The organism is Psychrobacter sp. SCQQ22, assembly GCF_015864605.1.
Lineage (GTDB): Bacteria > Pseudomonadota > Gammaproteobacteria > Pseudomonadales > Moraxellaceae > Psychrobacter > Psychrobacter fozii.
The window spans coordinates 117,438-134,250 of record NZ_JADYWZ010000003.1 but is presented as its reverse complement, the minus strand read 5'-3'; the positions used below and the strand labels follow the sequence as shown (position 1 = coordinate 134,250).

Annotated in this window: 13 protein-coding genes; 2 read left to right on the top strand and 11 right to left on the bottom strand. The window is 40.5% G+C overall.

Features of this window, described 5'->3' with window-relative positions; genetic code table 11:
• Positions 1-110: 110 nt before the first annotated feature.
• Positions 111-1,118 carry an EF-P beta-lysylation protein EpmB gene (gene epmB / locus I6E84_RS05330; protein WP_197216633.1) on the bottom strand — a complete coding sequence of 336 codons (1,008 nt, stop codon included), beginning with the start codon at positions 1,116-1,118 and terminating at the stop codon, positions 111-113.
• A gap of 167 nt (positions 1,119-1,285) precedes the next feature.
• On the opposite strand from epmB, the gene efp reads away from it, so the two are divergent.
• Positions 1,286-1,858: an elongation factor P gene (gene efp / locus I6E84_RS05325; RefSeq protein WP_110923222.1), complete on the top strand. Its 573-nt coding sequence runs from the start codon at positions 1,286-1,288 to the stop codon at positions 1,856-1,858.
• A gap of 147 nt (positions 1,859-2,005) precedes the next feature.
• On the opposite strand, the gene I6E84_RS05320 is transcribed toward efp, so the two are convergent.
• The 10 genes from I6E84_RS05320 to I6E84_RS05275 form a co-directional block, all read right to left on the bottom strand.
• The gene (locus tag I6E84_RS05320) at positions 2,006-3,823 is read right to left on the bottom strand and encodes a GAF domain-containing hybrid sensor histidine kinase/response regulator (protein ID WP_227681313.1); all 1,818 of its coding nucleotides are present in this window, start codon (positions 3,821-3,823) and stop codon (positions 2,006-2,008) included.
• 21 nt (positions 3,824-3,844) lie between these two features.
• A complete protein-coding gene (locus tag I6E84_RS05315) occupies positions 3,845-4,723 on the bottom strand; it encodes a ThiF family adenylyltransferase (protein ID WP_197216629.1) in 879 nt (292 codons plus the stop codon).
• 117 nt (positions 4,724-4,840) lie between these two features.
• The gene (locus I6E84_RS05310; RefSeq protein WP_197216626.1) at positions 4,841-5,779 is read right to left on the bottom strand and encodes a TatD family hydrolase; all 939 of its coding nucleotides are present in this window, start codon (positions 5,777-5,779) and stop codon (positions 4,841-4,843) included.
• An 894-nt stretch (positions 5,780-6,673) separates the two neighbouring features.
• Entirely contained in the window at positions 6,674-6,997 is a 324-nt protein-coding gene (locus I6E84_RS05305) for an H-NS family nucleoid-associated regulatory protein (protein WP_110923226.1), read from the bottom strand.
• Positions 6,998-7,433: 436 nt separating this feature from the next.
• Positions 7,434-7,871: a BLUF domain-containing protein gene (locus tag I6E84_RS05300; protein ID WP_197216624.1), complete on the bottom strand. Its 438-nt coding sequence runs from the start codon at positions 7,869-7,871 to the stop codon at positions 7,434-7,436.
• A 53-nt stretch (positions 7,872-7,924) separates the two neighbouring features.
• Positions 7,925-8,443 (bottom strand): BLUF domain-containing protein, encoded by a 519-nt coding sequence (locus I6E84_RS05295; protein ID WP_227686687.1) that lies wholly within the window; start codon positions 8,441-8,443, stop codon positions 7,925-7,927.
• A 106-nt stretch (positions 8,444-8,549) separates the two neighbouring features.
• Positions 8,550-9,194 carry a hypothetical protein gene (locus tag I6E84_RS05290; protein ID WP_197216622.1) on the bottom strand — a complete coding sequence of 215 codons (645 nt, stop codon included), beginning with the start codon at positions 9,192-9,194 and terminating at the stop codon, positions 8,550-8,552.
• Between the two features lie 828 nt (positions 9,195-10,022).
• On the bottom strand, positions 10,023-10,643 hold the full coding sequence (ssb, locus tag I6E84_RS05285) for a single-stranded DNA-binding protein (RefSeq protein ID WP_197216620.1): 621 nt from the start codon (positions 10,641-10,643) through the stop codon (positions 10,023-10,025).
• Between the two features lie 291 nt (positions 10,644-10,934).
• Positions 10,935-11,582, bottom strand: coding sequence for a DUF3833 domain-containing protein (locus I6E84_RS05280; RefSeq protein ID WP_197216618.1), 648 nt, complete (start codon positions 11,580-11,582; stop codon positions 10,935-10,937).
• A 145-nt stretch (positions 11,583-11,727) separates the two neighbouring features.
• The gene (locus I6E84_RS05275) at positions 11,728-13,092 is read right to left on the bottom strand and encodes an MFS transporter (protein WP_197216617.1); all 1,365 of its coding nucleotides are present in this window, start codon (positions 13,090-13,092) and stop codon (positions 11,728-11,730) included.
• 579 nt (positions 13,093-13,671) lie between these two features.
• Between I6E84_RS05275 and uvrA the strand changes: the two genes are divergently transcribed.
• Positions 13,672-16,578, top strand: coding sequence for an excinuclease ABC subunit UvrA (gene uvrA / locus I6E84_RS05270; RefSeq protein WP_110923232.1), 2,907 nt, complete (start codon positions 13,672-13,674; stop codon positions 16,576-16,578).
• Positions 16,579-16,813 lie beyond the last annotated feature (235 nt).

Below are 16,813 nucleotides of genomic sequence, written 5' to 3'. Positions count from 1 at the left end.
GGATAAGATTTTAGCAGTCATAAAGACATCCAATACCTATTTGTCAGCATGCAAACCTTCAAATAAAACACTCTTTGTTTACTATTTTTTAATACCCTATAGTGCCTACATTAATTTACATTGTAAATGTTAATTGGCACCTTAAAAGGTTTGTTCGGTAGCTCTCTTACTAATTTTGGTACAAGATAGCCTGGTAATGCGGCCAGTAATGACCAGTAAAGCTCGATTGACGACCGCTCGTCTTTATCAAAATGTGCGGCGCCAGCGACCTTGTCTAATACATGCAAGTAATAAGGTAATACACCACATGAGAACAAACGTTGACTTAATTGTGTTTGAGTCTCAACACTATCATTAATTCTTTTTAATAAAACCGCTTGGTTTAGTAAAGTCACGCCAGCGGACCTCGCACGTTGCAAATATTCGGACGTTAAGGTATCTATCTCATTCGCATGATTGCAGTGAATCACCATGACAATATGGCAGCGACTTTGAGATAATCTAGCCAGCAATGCATCATCTAGACGTGCTGGAATGACCAAGGGTAAGCGAGTATGCAGTCGAATCGTGGTCAGTTGCGGGAGCGACTCTAGCGTATCCAGCCATGCAAACAAACGCCTGTTTGTCACATTCAATGGATCACCACCACTCAAAATCACCTCATTGACTTCTGGATGCTCAGTAATATAACGAATGATATTTTCTTTTGCATCGGCCGTTGGCATATTAGCGCTGTAATCAAAATGCTGACGAAAGCAATAACGGCAATGAATAGCACAAGCACCTGTAATGGTCAGCAATACTCTCGACTGGTATTTGTGAAGCATGCCCTTTACTGGGTTTTGAGCATTCTCGTGTAAGGGGTCAGCCACATAGCCCGTTACCTTGATTTGCTCTTGTTGATCTGGCAATACTTGCTTCAATAAAGGGTCATTACTATCCCCAACGGTCATTTTTGCCACAAAACCCCGTGGTACCCGCAGCTCAAAATGCTTAGGCACATAGACACTGGTACGTAGGGATTCGAGCTGCAAAATACTTAATAGCTCATCAATAGAAGTAATGGCCTCGGATAATTGCGTTTGCCAGTTTTTTTGTGTGATTAAATGGTTTATCATGACAGCCTATTACCTGTGCCCAAAAGCCGATATTATACGCTCTTAGAGTGTGCCCTATCAAAGTATACCAACTGCTCGCTCTACACTAGGCTTAATAGCAGGTTTTTTACCGTAAGCCCCAACCCCTTATTATTTATCATCATATTTACCATCCCTAGGAGTCTCTTGTGGCAAATTTTTCTACTAATGAATTTAAAGCTGGTCTAAAAGTTATGCTAGATGGCAACCCTTGTTCTATTCTTGAGAATGAGTTTGTCAAACCAGGTAAAGGCCAAGCCTTTAACCGCGTCAAACTACGCAATCTTCGTAGCGGTAAAGTGTTGGAACAGACATTTAAATCAGGTGACAGCTTAGAAGCTGCTGATGTGATGGATACTGAAATGAACTATCTGTATAACGATGGCGAGTTTTGGCATTTTATGGATCCAGAAAGCTTTGAGCAGATCCAAGCTGATAAAACAGCGATGGGCGACTCAATACAGTGGCTAAAAGAAAACAGCAATGCATCATGTACCATTACTTTATTCAACGGTGCACCTCTATCAGTAACACCGCCTAACTTCGTTGAGCTACAGATCACTGAAACGGATCCTGGTGTGCGTGGTGATACATCAGGTGGTGGTGGTAAACCAGCTAAGCTAGAGACAGGCGCTGTCGTACGTGTACCTCTATTTGTACAGCAAGGTGAAGTCGTACGTGTCGATACTCGTACTGGTGACTATCAAACTCGCGTTAACTAATAACACGTAAAAATAATATGCAATCTATATTATTTTGAGTATGTCATAAAAAAGCTGAATCTCTCATTAAGGGATTCAGCTTTTTTGTACTTATAACAATGAGAGGAAATAACTATGCAACAAGCTCAATAATTACTTCTCATCCAGCTACTCTGCTGATTGTTTTTGTATCAACCAATACTGTACCAATGCATTCAATTGCTCTTGTTTAAATGGCTTAGTGCAATAGTCTTGCATACCAACTTTTAGATATTTTTCGCGTTCACCATCCATCGCATTGGCCGTCAAAGCAATAATAGGTGGTAATGATTGTGAATCATACATTTCATGCAATTTTATGGTCGCCTGCACCCCATCTAAAATAGGCATATGATGGTCCATCAAGATAACATCGTAGCGCTCAGGTGACAGTACAAACGCTTCGATGGCTTGCTGCCCATCAGCGACATGCGTCACAGTATGACCACTATTAGTCAGCGCTTTTTTCGCGATAATCGCATTAACAGTGTCATCTTCGACCAACAGTATATGACCTGCACGTTCTTGCGTCGGCTTCATCATAGTGAAGTCATTTTCTGCTTGCCATTTTTGATAGTGCTTTTCATCAATAGTAGGTAAAGGCAACAAAACAGTAAAAGTAGTGCCAACACCTACTTCACTACTGACCTCAATATGGCCATCCATCAAATCGACCAAAGACTTACAAACTGAAAGTCCAAGACCCGTGCCACCATAGAGACGATGTGTGAATTGATTTGCTTGGTCATAAGCATTAAATATTGCGTCCAACGATTCTTCTTTAATACCAACGCCAGTATCTGTGACTTCAATACATACCGTCATTCCTTTAGGAGGAATAGATTTTATACTCGTATCGTGAACAGTAATTTCATTCGAAGTGCTGTTTGGAATTGCTTGAGAGCGGTGCTCATCTGCTGTACCATGCACGTCAACACCATCACACTGGCAATTAAGTACGTGTTTAACATCAATACTGACTTGACCACCTTCACGGGTGAACTTAATCGCATTATTGACGAGATTCGTAATGATTTGTTTGAGACGTACTGGGTCTCCCTCTATATAGGGTGATAAGGACTCGGTATAATTGTAGTTTAAAACCAATTTTCGCTGATGTGCTTTGACAGAGAAGAGACTGACAACTTCATTACATAATTCAGATAAATTGACCGGAATATGATCAATTGTCATTTTCCCAGATTCAACTTTCGACAAGTCTAAAATGCCATTGATAATGGCCATCAAATGCTCATTGGAAACTTTGATATTATCCACACAATCTTGCTGCTCTTTGCTAAGTTTGGTATCACCTAGCATTTCTACCATACCAATAATACCATTCATCGGTGTACGGATTTCATGACTCATATTGGCCAGAAAACTCGACTTCATCTCATTAGCATGTTTAGCATCACGCTGCTTATCTTGTAGCTGCAAAGCGTCGGCTGCCATCATCGCAAATTGAGCCAATATCTGTAATTGCTCATCGTCGAAATCATGATTAGGCTTTATATCCATCAAGCAAAAAGAGCCTAAATTGTAGCTTTTATTGTCCTCAATGAGGATAATTGGTGCACCAGCGTAAAACTGTAAGTAAGGAGCCTCCGTCACCAGTGGACTTTGGCTAAAGCGGCTATCTGCTGTTAAATCTGGCACCACAAAAACCTCATCAGAGAGCACCGTGTAATTACAAATAGCGACTTCACGTGTTGTTTGGCATACATCGTCAAGGCCGTAGGCAGATTTTAGATATTGTGTCTCTTCATCCATAAAGCTGATAGTAATAGCGGATACATCAAAAAATCGCTTAGCCAGATTGATTAGGCGCTCAAATGCAGGCTCATTATTATTATTCAGTACTTTATATTTTCTGAGCTTATGGATACGTTCTACTTCATCCGCTGCTACTGGATAGCTGTGTTTAGGTGCGTTAGATATAGACAAAATAGACTCCATTAAATAAGATCAGACGCTCTGTTTGATAACCGTCTGTTTTATTAATAATTGCAAAGCTTCACTCACCATAATCATCGCGACGACTGATGTAACGACAACTGCCGAGCCATAACCACCACAGTGCAACCCGCCTGTTTGACAGCTTTTATCTACCCGTGGTGGCTCTGTCGAATAAACACATTTAATACCGAACTTTTCTTTTAAAGCGCTATTGATGCCTTTTTCATGGCGCAGTTTATTACGTAATTTAGCAAGTAGCGGGTCTTGATAGCTGTCCTTTAGGTCACTCACCTTAATTTGGCTAGGGTCTATCTTGCCACCTGCACCGCCTGCACAGACCAGTTTTAGTTTATTAAAACGACAATGTAGCGCAATGGCCAGCTTAGCACTCATGTCATCTACACAATCCAAAATAACGATAGGTTTGCCTTGCTCTGCAGCCGCTTTTGCTTCTTCACGACTGGGTAATAGAGCAGCTACATTTTCTACTGTCAAAAAATCATCAATTAAATTGAGCGTAACTTTTGGATTAATCTCATGAACACGAGTTGCCATTGCCACAATTTTACTTTGACCGAAAGTACTATCTAATGCAGGTAGTTGCCGATTGACATTGGAAGCAACCAACACATCCAGATCAATCAAGGTAATAGTACCCACTGCCGTCCGAGCCAGAGCTTCGGCTACCCAAGAGCCAACACCCCCTACGCCTATAACATAGACATGGGCAGCCGCGAAAGTGTCAACTGCTGAGGTACCATAGAGTGTTCGTGTACCTTGAAAACGACGCTCATATTGATCATCCTCTACAGTCGCTTCTTCTACTATAGAGTGTTCAGTGGTGACAAACTCTGCCTCTGTTGGCTCAAATTGTTGTGTTTCATTCATAACGGATTAAATGCTCTTTTAAATTATTTTATCTATAGGTGCTTCAGTTATTTACTACTGAATTATTTACTATTGTACAAGTTAGCAGTAAATAATAATGGCCTACAATAGGTATAACTATACTAAAGGATAAGCCCATGTCTTATGTAAAGCGCTGCAACTGTTGTGCCATAATTGTTCAGCAAGTCTGTCTGGCGACACATTGAGCAACTCACTTAAGCTTGATAATACCCATGGCAAGTTAGCCGGTACGTTACGATCATGTGACTGCTTATCAGCACAACTATTGTCTGACATCTGACACTGAATAGGCGTCATGTCTGGACAATCTGTCTCTATAACCAAACATTCTATACCGTAAGTCTCCACAGCAGCATGAATGGCACGCCGCAGTTTTTTGGCATTTGGGTTGGTAATCTGACCAGTAACACCTAACTTAAATCCTAACCTCACAAACGCCTTTGCCTCTTGTTCACCACCGCTGAAACTATGTGCGATACCACCTAATTGGTGTGCATCATAATCGTGTGCCTTTAGTATTGCCAGTGCTTCTGCATGTGCTTTTCGGATATGTAGCATCACTGGCAACTTATGAAGCACTGCTATGTCCAATTGCGCCTTAAAAAACTGTTTTTGTTTGTCAAATACCTCAGGCTCTCTCATAGATTCCGTGAAAGTATCCAATCCAATCTCACCGATTGCTATTGGCCGCTGCTCAGCAATCATATGCGCCATGTTTTTTAGATGATCTTCACTGTGCTCTTTAATATAAAAAGGATGTAAGCCTATCGCAGTATGAGTCTCAATCTGTGACAGATTTGAGCTATCCCTTTCTTCAGTAGCCAAGGGCACTAGCAACTTGTTCAATAGCTGTTCAGTATTATACATCCTCTCAAAATACTGATATGAATACCCCACCAATACGAGATGACGTACACCGCGCTTATAAGCTTGCTGTACTAGCAACTCCCTATCGCTATCAAATACCGGAGCATCAAAGTGAGTATGGGTATCAATGAGAGGATAAGTCTTGGGTAATGTCTGTTTAGATATCATATAGTCAATTCTCTATAAATTGGATACGGTGTCAGTCTCGCTTAGTCTAATAATTGTAGTACTTTCACTCGCCTTCCTTGTATCCAAATTATATTGAACCGATTATAAATGGAACTATAGAGGTCATTAATAAACTCCAAAATCAACGTTTCTTAATTGAGCGTTGTATCGTTCGGCATTTTATAGACATCATTAATAATTAGAATAACTTATATTAAAAGTATTGAATTTTTAATTTGATCTTTATTTCATTACTTTGCCGTTATTAACATTCTGAATACTATTAATATTACTATCAGATTTTGCATTATTTTTGTTTGAGAGGTCCATATCAGGCTTTCGACTACTACGCCGAGGTAGAAGCAATAAAGCTGTCGCAATAATTCCCAAAGAAATCCATTTTTTTACTTTTATGTTTTCTGTCACTTTATCTACCCTATACCTTTATATCATTATCCATCTATTTTATCAGCAATTGTTCATAATGAATATTTATTAAAACATTGCTGCTTTATTATACTTGGATAAGATAAGTCCTATGTTTATCTATGTTATGAATACGCAATCTAATGTATAGCTCTACTCTCTGAGAACACCGCTGCTACTGTGGGTATTAATTGGGCTAACAAACCATCAACGCCTTAATAGTACTAAAGATATGGCGTGCGGAAGACATAAAAAAGCCAGTAGCTTCTTACCAAATAATGGCAAGAAAGATACTGGCTTTCATCTACTGTAGTCGATTCAATTTAAAAGTAGTACTAGGCAACCGAGTGTAGATGTATGTTAAATACTTCAAGTGAGGTTAACGCAGTAATACTTTCATAATGGAATAACTATAATCAGCGATATCGCTATCAAACTTAATAAGAAAACTTATTAGTTAATACAACATTAAATAGCAAAATCTTCGATATCACGACCTGCTGCTAATGCTTCAACCAACCATGTAGGCTTGCGACCACGACCAGTCCAAGTTTCTTCGTTGTTGTCAGTATTGCGGTATTTAATACTGCGTTTCTTCTCTAGGGTTTCACCCGCTTTCAAAATTTCTTCGATAGAGGCATGGCTTTCTTCTGCAATTTTTTCGAACTTCACATAAGCATCATATAGACGCTGATGTTGTTTTTTAGCAATAAGCTGCTGAGCATTTTCAGTAATAGCTCGTAGCTCGTCGACGTTTAGATTATCTAAATCAATTGCGTTATTTTTGCTCATAGTAAATCCAACTGTAAAATAAAAGGTACAACCTTAATAGAGATTATATTCTCCATTAAGAACCAAGATGACTTATTCATTATTCGATAAAGTCATAAATAGATATTCTTTGTAATAAAAATATGGTTAGCCAATATATCTATGGGCGGAGACAATATAAACAAAAAGCAATGCTATCACAACCGCAAACTATCAGATCTTATATATCAAAAGTCAACGGATAGTAAAATTTGGTAAATGGGCAAAGTTTGAAGATTCAAATATTCATTTATAAATCAATATTTGTTTATATATTTTACCGAATAACCACTCATAAAGTGCACTTCAAAGCTAACAGAATGCATATTTTATAAACATAAATCCATATATTGATATAGATTTTTAGTTTTGAAAATTATTTTTATATTTGTAATATTAAAATAAAAAATCTATTCAATTAGTCGTGCTGGTCACTAAGCTCATTCATCAATTCACGGGCTGATTCAGCGCTTAATAAGTACGGATTAAAATCAACAGTGGTAGAGTATTTTAAATAAATCGCAGCGTTTTTTTCAGTCGGTGTGGCATAGTTCATAGACCATTTGGACCACGTTCTATACTTTAATTCGCGTGTTTCAATAATTTGTAAATCATAATGACGTTGATCAGCGATTAAGCTATACAGTAGACGATTAATTTGCGCTCTCGGACCTTCTACCGTTTGCAAAAAATAATCTTTATTAAATGTCAGCATGCCAGTGATACCGTTGGCGGCATTATTCACCTGTGCTTGCTTCAATATTTCATTGAAATCTTTAGCTGACACGCCTGGATTGGCACGACTCGCATATGTCATGCTCATTAAAATGGGCGCATCTTCCATTATTGATGTCATATCGTATCTCTTATAATAAAGTTATAGGGTCTGATAGCTTCTCTAAACATCAATCAACTCAAAGAAAACCAAGATCTCTTCTTTTTAGAAGCATCGATTTCTTCTTGCTCTTGAAGTTCTGATAACGTATCAATCAGCATCATAATTTGATTGGTATTCATCAAATACGGATTAAACTGATTGCCTGTCGAAAACTTGAGTGCCAGCCCCTTGTTTTCATCACTTGGGATTAAATATTTCATTGACCACTTACTCCAATGACGCTGCTCAACTTCACGGCACTCGATAACTTGCAGTGCATAATGTCGATCGTCTTCGACCAACTTTCTAAGCAGCTCATTGATAACAGGTCTCGCCCCTTCAATACTTTGCAAAAAGTAATTGTGGTTAAACACCAAAGCACCCGTAATACCATTACGCTCATTATTTTGCTGCGCTTGGGTGAGAATACGTGTCACTTCACCAGTAGGGTTGTCACTGTTATAACGGCTAATATAAGTCAAACGTAAAATAACATGCTCACCATGACGCATTTTTAGACGATCTAATTCCGATAGCTCAGCTGATTCCACAAGAAACTCCAATTAGTTTGCTAGATTTTTCAACAATGACAGCACCGTTATTTTTCATAACTAAATATTTGTCATATCCGTTTTTACTATATAAACACCGTCAACATTAACGTTGAATTCTTTTGATAAAGTCATTCATACCACGTGATAAATTACCACTATCCGTATTCTGTATTTCTTTTGCTAAGATCAATAATTGCGTACTGCTACCACATTGCTCTAAACTTAATAAATAACCCCAGGCTTCTACAGGCGGTGCATTCTTTTCAATATAGGTAGCTAAATCAGATTTTATCGTTTCATAGTTAGCACTAGATGACTTAGTTTTGAACATACTACTGATTGATTTTTTTTCTGACTCTTTTACGTTAGTGGTGCTTTTATTATTGAACGTATTATTGAACTCTATTTCAGACTTCTCATCAAAGACAGGTACTGCTGGTTGAGACTGAGTAATGACAGGTACGGCTGTCGTCGTCTGAGCAGGCGTGGGCTCTTCTGTCTCAGCACTGCCAGCCACTGCTATTTCAATACACTCAAGGCTCAAAAGCAGCTCAAATAGCGGTGTAATACCACCAAACTCAGCAAACATCTTGCTACTGTCGAGTGTATTAAGATAGCTCTGATACGTGCGTCTGCCATCAATCATAATGAGTAATGTTCTGGCTTCTCGCGGCAATACACCTAGACTCTGAGATTTAATCTCTTCTCTACCTAAATCACTTTTTCGAAACACATCACCATAATTCATTATGTATACTCAATACTAGCAGTGAGGTGGGCATTCTTATTTTAAGATGCCGACCAAGTAAGTTTTTATGTTTTAAACCATTAAATGGCTAAACCCTGACTTTTCATTTGCTAATAAAAATCACTTTAAACGAAAGCCGAACGTTTAATATCGTATAAATCATTGATTCAAGTGGATTATATCAACCTGTCCAATAGACTGTTAGTATTAATTGTATTTAATAGAACAGACGGTTGATATAGGATATGAAAGGTAGTTTTTATCGTTTTCAACATATAAATTGACGAAATAATAAGCGAAATAAACCTTATAAATTTAATTATTCTAACCAATACCTATTCGATTATTAACCTTTTTGAATACTCAACAACCAATTATTGAATTTTTATTATTTTGAAAATGAGAGTTTTTAATACCATTAGTATAATCAGAAACAGACAAACGTTTTATTTCATTTGGTAATTAACACTTACCGTTGATTCGATTTAAAAGCATATTCAATTCAATATAACTTGGATACAAGGAAGTCGAGTGAAAGTGCTACAAATAGTAGACTAAGCGAGACTGAAACCGTATCCAGTCTATAGAGGATTGACTCTGCTACAAAGCAACCGAGTCTAGATATATATGCAATACTTCAAGCGACGTTAACGCAGTAACGTTTTTATAGCGGAATGACTATATATAGATAAAGACAGTCTAATTAATTCCCATATGGCTTTTAGCAATACGATAAAACGACTTTTTCAAATTATTTATCGTCACATACAAAAAACCCCGCTATTAGCGGGGTTTCTAACTATCTTTACACTTTGATTCTTATAAGATTTAGAACGGAATATCGTCGTCTACAGGGCCGTCTGGCATTGCCGTAGGCTTAGATTGAGCAGGTTTCTGTGCAGGTTGATTAAACTGGTTTTGCTGGGCAGGTACTTGATTGTTATTGAAGCTGTTCTGACCACCGCTAGCTTGATTGTAGCCACCCTGTTGAGCTGGCTGATTGTTGCCTTGCTGACCAAAGTTGTTTTGGTTGCTTTGACCACCTTGATTGCCATAGCTACTGCCCTGACCTTGATTCTGACCACCAAAGCTATCCCCACTTTGACCACCACCAGTTGCACCATCTAGCATTTGCATTTGCTCAGCGCGAATCTCGGTGATATAACGGTCTTGACCATTGGGATCTTGATATTTACGTGTGCGCAAGCTGCCTTCAATATAAACTTTGCTGCCTTTACGCAGGTATTGTGCCGCAATTTCACCTAAACGGTTGAAAAGTGCAATACGATGCCATTCAGTGGCTTCTCTTTTTTCACCGCTTTGTTTGTCTGTCCATTGTTCTGATGTCGCAACCGAGATATTGGTCACGCCGCCACCATTACTAAATTGACGTGCCTCAGGGTCTGCTCCAAGGTTACCGATGATGATAACTTTATTAACTCCGCGCATGATACCGTCCTTTTGCTTATGAATAATTTGATGAAGCTTTCTAATTTTTCGTTAATAGTATCGATTAATACTATTAATAATATAATTTTACTGTAACTAATTTTAGTTTAAATATCTACAGACTATCTACTAAAGGCGACACCTTATGTCGCCTAGATATATTTCTTCTGAATACATTTATCGCAGTCCCTACTATCAAAAGACAGTAATAGTGCTATTTTGCCACTTTAATCAGTGGATTAACACCATCAACCTTCATTGACTATTAGTATAGCGCCGCGATTTATTACTCTACTTAGCGTCAGAGCGATGACGGTGCATACTTAAGGTAACACTACCCAGCTCTACGCCGAATTTTTTCATCACTGAACGATTCAGCATGACATCTTCATTGATAAGATACATCCAGTCGTCAAAATTGACTTTGTAAGTCTTGTCTTCAACAGGCAATTCTAATAAATAATTCCAATGGAGCGTATTACCAAAGACTTCCCCTGTAGCTTCACCGATGACATCGCCTGCCGTACCTTTCCAACTACCGTCATCTTGCTTGGTCAATCGCCATATACGCTGCGATTTTGACCCATCTGCCCACGAGAATTTCTCATCTAAAACGATAACGTCGTCACCCTCGTGAGTGGCATCGATATCGACATAAAAACGTTTCTTAACCTCACCATTTCGACCTTGAAACATCCCCCAGCCATCAATCTGACCTGAGAAAAACTCATGCATATCGAGCGTTGGCGTCGTATTTTGATAGGCTTGAATATTTTGGGTTGCACAGCCAGAGATGAATAAAGTGGCTGATAGCCCTGCACCTACCACGACCTTAGCTACTGATCGAGGCATCAAAGATAAAGAAGTAGATGATTTGGCTGTTTGAGGAGCACCTTTACCAATAACAGCACCACTAGACAGCATCGTAAACTTACTCATATTAATTCCTTTTAAATAGAGATAGATTTAAGTGAAGAGATTTAGATTGCCCCTCATAATAGTGGCGGTCTATACAGTTGTTGTCTACTCTGTTTTTGACTATCCAGACCTTTTCGACCAACCTAATACCATTATGTATGGCCTATTATATATCTAGCGGACTCTGTGCCAAGCTTGATAGCTGCTGTCTTGAATCGTCCGTCAGCTGGGTTTTATCCAATTTAAGATAGGCCACTTTCTCTTTTGCCATCACGACTAGCTCATCGACACCATCTACTGCTAGCATTTGGCGTGACCAGTCTTGCATATTGACATTTTTAGGAATACTAACGGTCGTGCTTGATAGGTATGGTGGCTGCGCAATCGGTATAATAAGCAGCAAAGCGACACCCATAATGACCGCCAATATACCCCATGCCAACAGACTAGGCTGACTCAATAATAGCCCGCCCATTGCACCACCCACAAATGCCCCAAAAAACTGGCTAGATGAACTTATTCCCATTGCCGTCGCTTTATTGGCCACTGGTGCGCGCTTAGAAATCCACGAAGGAATAGTCGCCTCAATGAGATTAAAGCCCATAAAGTACAGTAATAAGCCTAAAATAATACCAATACCAGCCTGACTGCCAAGTGCGAGTATGGCTAAAGCTGCAGTTATTAATGCCAATGCACCCAAAAATACCTGACGCATTTTGCGTTTCTTTTCAGCGATGATAATAAAAGGTATCGCTACCGCAAAACCAATAAACAATAATGGTAGATAAACCAAACCCTGCTGGCGTACCGACAATCCCATCACTTCATTGAGCTGATGCGGCAAAATGACAAATATCGCAGTCATGGTCAGATGTAGCGCAAAGATACCGATATGCAAGCGGTTTAAATCACCAATTTTGAGTACTGTCGCTAATTGCTGACCGATCGATTTATTGTCTAGATTATGCTTGAGTACCCTTAGTGGCGTCGGCACTATCATTAATAGCAACATTGCCAAAATAGCAAAGCCTGCGGTGAGCCAGAACAGCCCAGAGATGCCAAGCGAACCAACCAACAGCGGGCCAAAGGCAAAGGCAAGCATAATGGAGGTCGCAATGGTCAAACCCATCGTAGCCATGGCTTTGGTACGCATCTCCTCACGAGTCACATCCGCTAGTAATGCCATCAATACAGCAGAGACCGCACCACTACCTGCCAGCGCCCGACCGATAATGACCTCATAAATATCTGTCGCATTGGCCGCGATGATACCGCCGATAGCAAATAAGATTAACCCTAAAAATATAATAGGTTTACGCGGAAATTTGTCAGCAGCAAGGCTCATCGGTATCTGAAAAATAGCCTGCCCAAGCCCATAAATACCAACTGCCAAACCAATCAAAAATGGCGTCGCATGCGCATAATTGTTACCGTATACAGAAAATACCGGGACAATCATAAACAAACCAACCATCCGTAAGGCAAAGATACCACCGACCCCGAGGATTGCCCGTTTTTCTACGCTATTCATACTCGCCTCACTGGTTGATCATTAGCTAGTTTATCACTGCTGCTTTTATCGAGTCATCAGCCTATAAATCAAGCCCACTAGTATAAGACATTCGTCATTTGGTTGCCGAAACTTTTACTTTTTGCGCCCAGACTTAACGGTAAATGTGATGCCATATTTTTGTTACCAAGTGCATCTGATAGCAACCGTACCTTGAATAATGCGGTCATCATGACAATAAAGTAAGACGGTGCAAACATTACCAGAGCAGCACTATATCGTTTGTGCAGAATTGACCATATAACGAATACCTCTCATAAAATGACATTGTTTGGCAAAATCTATAACAAACCTTACCTGTTACTCACTGCTGATTTGATTTAGATTTACTTATCAAAATGAAAACTTAAAATAAGAAACTAAAACCAGAGCACATTGGCAATTATTTATATCGCTCTATGAAGCTATCCACGCCTTTATAGAGCGATATGAATGACAGCACTATCCACAATTTTAATAAACCACTTCGACTTCATTGACGCTTTTAACGTTTAGACATTTTTTTAAATACCATTTTAGCAAATAGGAAACCTATCACCGATGGCACATGACCATATCGCAATACGCGGCGCACGTACGCACAATTTAAAAAACATTGATTTAGACATACCACGAGATAAATTCGTGGTCATCACTGGTTTATCAGGTTCTGGTAAATCATCATTGGCATTCGATACGTTATATGCCGAAGGGCAACGCCGTTATGTCGAGAGCTTATCGGCCTACGCACGTCAGTTCCTATCACAGATGGAAAAGCCTGACGTTGATAGTATCGAAGGTCTATCCCCTGCGATTGCCATCGAGCAAAAATCGACCAACCATAACCCGCGCTCTACGGTCGGTACGATTACTGAAATTTATGATTATTTGCGTCTGCTGTATGCGCGTATTGGTACGCCGTTTTGCCCTGAGCATGGCGAGCCAATGGTTGCACAATCGGTCACTGAAATGGTCGACCAAGTCATGGCGCTACCCGATGACACCAAGATTATGATTTTGGCACCCGTCATTCGTGAGCGTAAAGGTGAGCATACCGTCTTACTAGAGCAGCTCATTGGCCAAGGCTTTGTGCGTGTGCGCGTCGACGGTGATGTCTACGATACTGATGAGCTACCGACCCTCGATAAAAAGAAAAAACACACCATCGAAGTCGTGGTGGATCGTTTTAAAGTCCGTGATGACTTGGGCAACCGCGTCGCAGAAAGCTTAGAGACTGCTCTACGCTTAGGTCAAGGTCTGGTCACGCTGCATTTTATGGATGGTAATCCAAAAGAAGGCGGCGATGACAACCAAGTCATGTCAGCCAAGCATTCTTGCCCTGTCTGTGATCGTGCCGTCTCTGAGCTTGAGCCGCGTATGTTTAGTTTTAACAACCCATACGGCGCTTGCCCAAGCTGTGATGGTCTCGGTAAACGTCAGTACTTCTCTGCTGAGAAACTGATTACCCATCACGAAAAATCGCTCAATCAAGGTGCCATCAATGGCTGGGATAAGCGTCATGCTTATTATTTCGGTCTGCTGTCAACTGTGTGCAATCATTTTAAAATTGACATGGATGCGCCGTGGCAAGACCTGCCAAAAGAGCAACAAGACCTCATTATGAATGGCTCTGGTAAAGAGAAGCTAACCTTTAACTTTACCGATGAGCGCGGTCGTAAAACCAATAAAACTGTACCATTTGAAGGCGTGCTTCCTTATCTAGAGCGTCGTTATGCTAAGACGCAAAGCAATCTCGTCCGTGACGAGCTGGCCAAATACTTAGCTGATACGACTTGTAACGTCTGTGATGGTGCGCGTCTGAATGAAATCTCACGCAATGTCCGTGTTGATGATCAGACCATCGCTCAAATCGTCAAACTGTCTATCGGTGATGCAGCAGAATATTATAAAACGCTAAAAATTGGTGGTCATAAAGGCGAAGTCGCAGAAAAAATCTTTAAAGAGATCAATGAGCGTCTGAACTTTCTAGTGAGTGTTGGACTGGATTACTTATCCTTGGCTCGCTCTGCTGAAACGCTATCGGGCGGTGAAGCACAACGTATTCGTCTTGCTAGCCAAATTGGTGCCGGTCTGATGGGCGTGATGTATGTACTCGATGAGCCATCCATCGGTCTGCATCAACGTGACAATGATCGTCTGCTAAAAACCCTCACACGCTTACGTGATTTGGGTAATACGGTACTGGTCGTTGAGCATGATGAAGATGCGATTCGCCAAGCGGATCACGTCATCGATATCGGTATCGGCGCAGGTGTACATGGCGGTCATGTCATTGCTCAAGGTACGGTCGATGACATCATGGCAAATAAGGACTCGCTGACTGGACAATACATGTCTGGTAAAAAGAGAATCGAGATTCCAGCCATTCGTCATCAGCCAAAAATGATAGATGTGGAAGTCAAAGGTAAAGCCAAACCCAAAAAAGTACCGATGACGATTGAGCTAAAAGGCGCGTCAGGCAACAACCTACATGATGTAGATTTGACCATTCCCATTGGTATTATGACTTGCGTGACTGGCGTATCGGGTTCGGGCAAATCAACCTTGATCAACCGTACCCTAATGCCATTAGCCGCAACGCAGTTAAACAATGCCTCAACGCTGATTGCCGATAAGTTTGAAAGCATTAGCGGTCTTGAGCATTTGGACAAAATGGTCGATATCGATCAAAGCCCAATTGGTCGTACACCGCGCTCAAACCCAGCGACTTATACAGGCGTGTTTACCCCAGTACGTGAGATGTTTGCACAAACGCAAGAAGCGCGTGCCCGTGGTTATAAAGCCGGTCGCTTTAGCTTCAACGTAAAAGGCGGACGCTGTGAGATGTGTCAAGGTGATGGTCTCATCAAAGTTGAGATGCATTTCTTACCGGATATGTATGTGCCCTGTGATACTTGTGAAGGCAAGCGCTATAACCGCGAGACACTAGAGATTCACTATAAAGGTAAAACCATCGCTGACGTGCTCGATATGACGGTTGAAGATGCGACTGAATTCTTCTCAGCCATTCCTGCGATCTATCGTCGCCTGCAAGCCTTGATGGATGTTGGTCTAAGCTATATCCGTCTTGGACAGTCTGCGCCCACGTTATCAGGTGGTGAAGCACAGCGAGTCAAGCTAGCACGTGAGCTTGCTAAACGTGATACAGGACAGACGCTCTATATCTTGGATGAGCCAACCACTGGTTTGCATTTCCATGATATCGATAAGCTGCTCAACATCTTGCATGCCCTACGTGATAAAGGTAATACCATCGTGGTCATCGAGCATAACTTGGATGTCATCAAAACGGCGGATTGGGTGATTGATCTTGGCCCTGAAGGCGGTAAAGGTGGCGGCATGATCATCGCTGAAGGTACGCCTGAAGAAGTAGCGGAAGTCAAAGAGTCTTACACGGGTATATTCTTAAAGCCGATGCTTGAACAAGGCATGAAAGAAGTAAGCTGATATCAGTTAATGAACTATTGATAAAAGGCCACTCTACTAAATAGGGTGGCCTTTTTTACTGAGCATGGCAAAGTCATATAATTTACAAGCCATAAACCCTAGTCAATATACCTATATGCCGTTTCAGCTACCTCTACTGCCCTACGTTACCTTTCTTAATGTTTATTAAAGATACTTAAAATTCAAATGTATTAATATTCAAATAGCTCAACATCATGCGTAAATGCATACGATG

What these genes read in the sequence shown, in the direction of transcription:
- epmB (WP_197216633.1), bottom strand. Translation starts at nt 1,118, where the DNA reads ATGATAAACCATTTAATCACACAAAAAAACTGGCAAACGCAATTATCC.
- I6E84_RS05315 (WP_197216629.1), bottom strand. Translation starts at nt 4,723, where the DNA reads ATGAATGAAACACAACAATTTGAGCCAACAGAGGCAGAGTTTGTCACC.
- I6E84_RS05310 (WP_197216626.1), bottom strand. Translation starts at nt 5,779, where the DNA reads ATGATATCTAAACAGACATTACCCAAGACTTATCCTCTCATTGATACC.
- I6E84_RS05305 (WP_110923226.1), bottom strand. Translation starts at nt 6,997, where the DNA reads ATGAGCAAAAATAACGCAATTGATTTAGATAATCTAAACGTCGACGAG.
- I6E84_RS05300 (WP_197216624.1), bottom strand. Translation starts at nt 7,871, where the DNA reads ATGACATCAATAATGGAAGATGCGCCCATTTTAATGAGCATGACATAT.
- I6E84_RS05290 (WP_197216622.1), bottom strand. Translation starts at nt 9,194, where the DNA reads ATGAATTATGGTGATGTGTTTCGAAAAAGTGATTTAGGTAGAGAAGAG.
- ssb (WP_197216620.1), bottom strand. Translation starts at nt 10,643, where the DNA reads ATGCGCGGAGTTAATAAAGTTATCATCATCGGTAACCTTGGAGCAGAC.
- I6E84_RS05280 (WP_197216618.1), bottom strand. Translation starts at nt 11,582, where the DNA reads ATGAGTAAGTTTACGATGCTGTCTAGTGGTGCTGTTATTGGTAAAGGT.
- I6E84_RS05275 (WP_197216617.1), bottom strand. Translation starts at nt 13,092, where the DNA reads ATGAATAGCGTAGAAAAACGGGCAATCCTCGGGGTCGGTGGTATCTTT.
- uvrA (WP_110923232.1), top strand. Translation starts at nt 13,672, where the DNA reads ATGGCACATGACCATATCGCAATACGCGGCGCACGTACGCACAATTTA.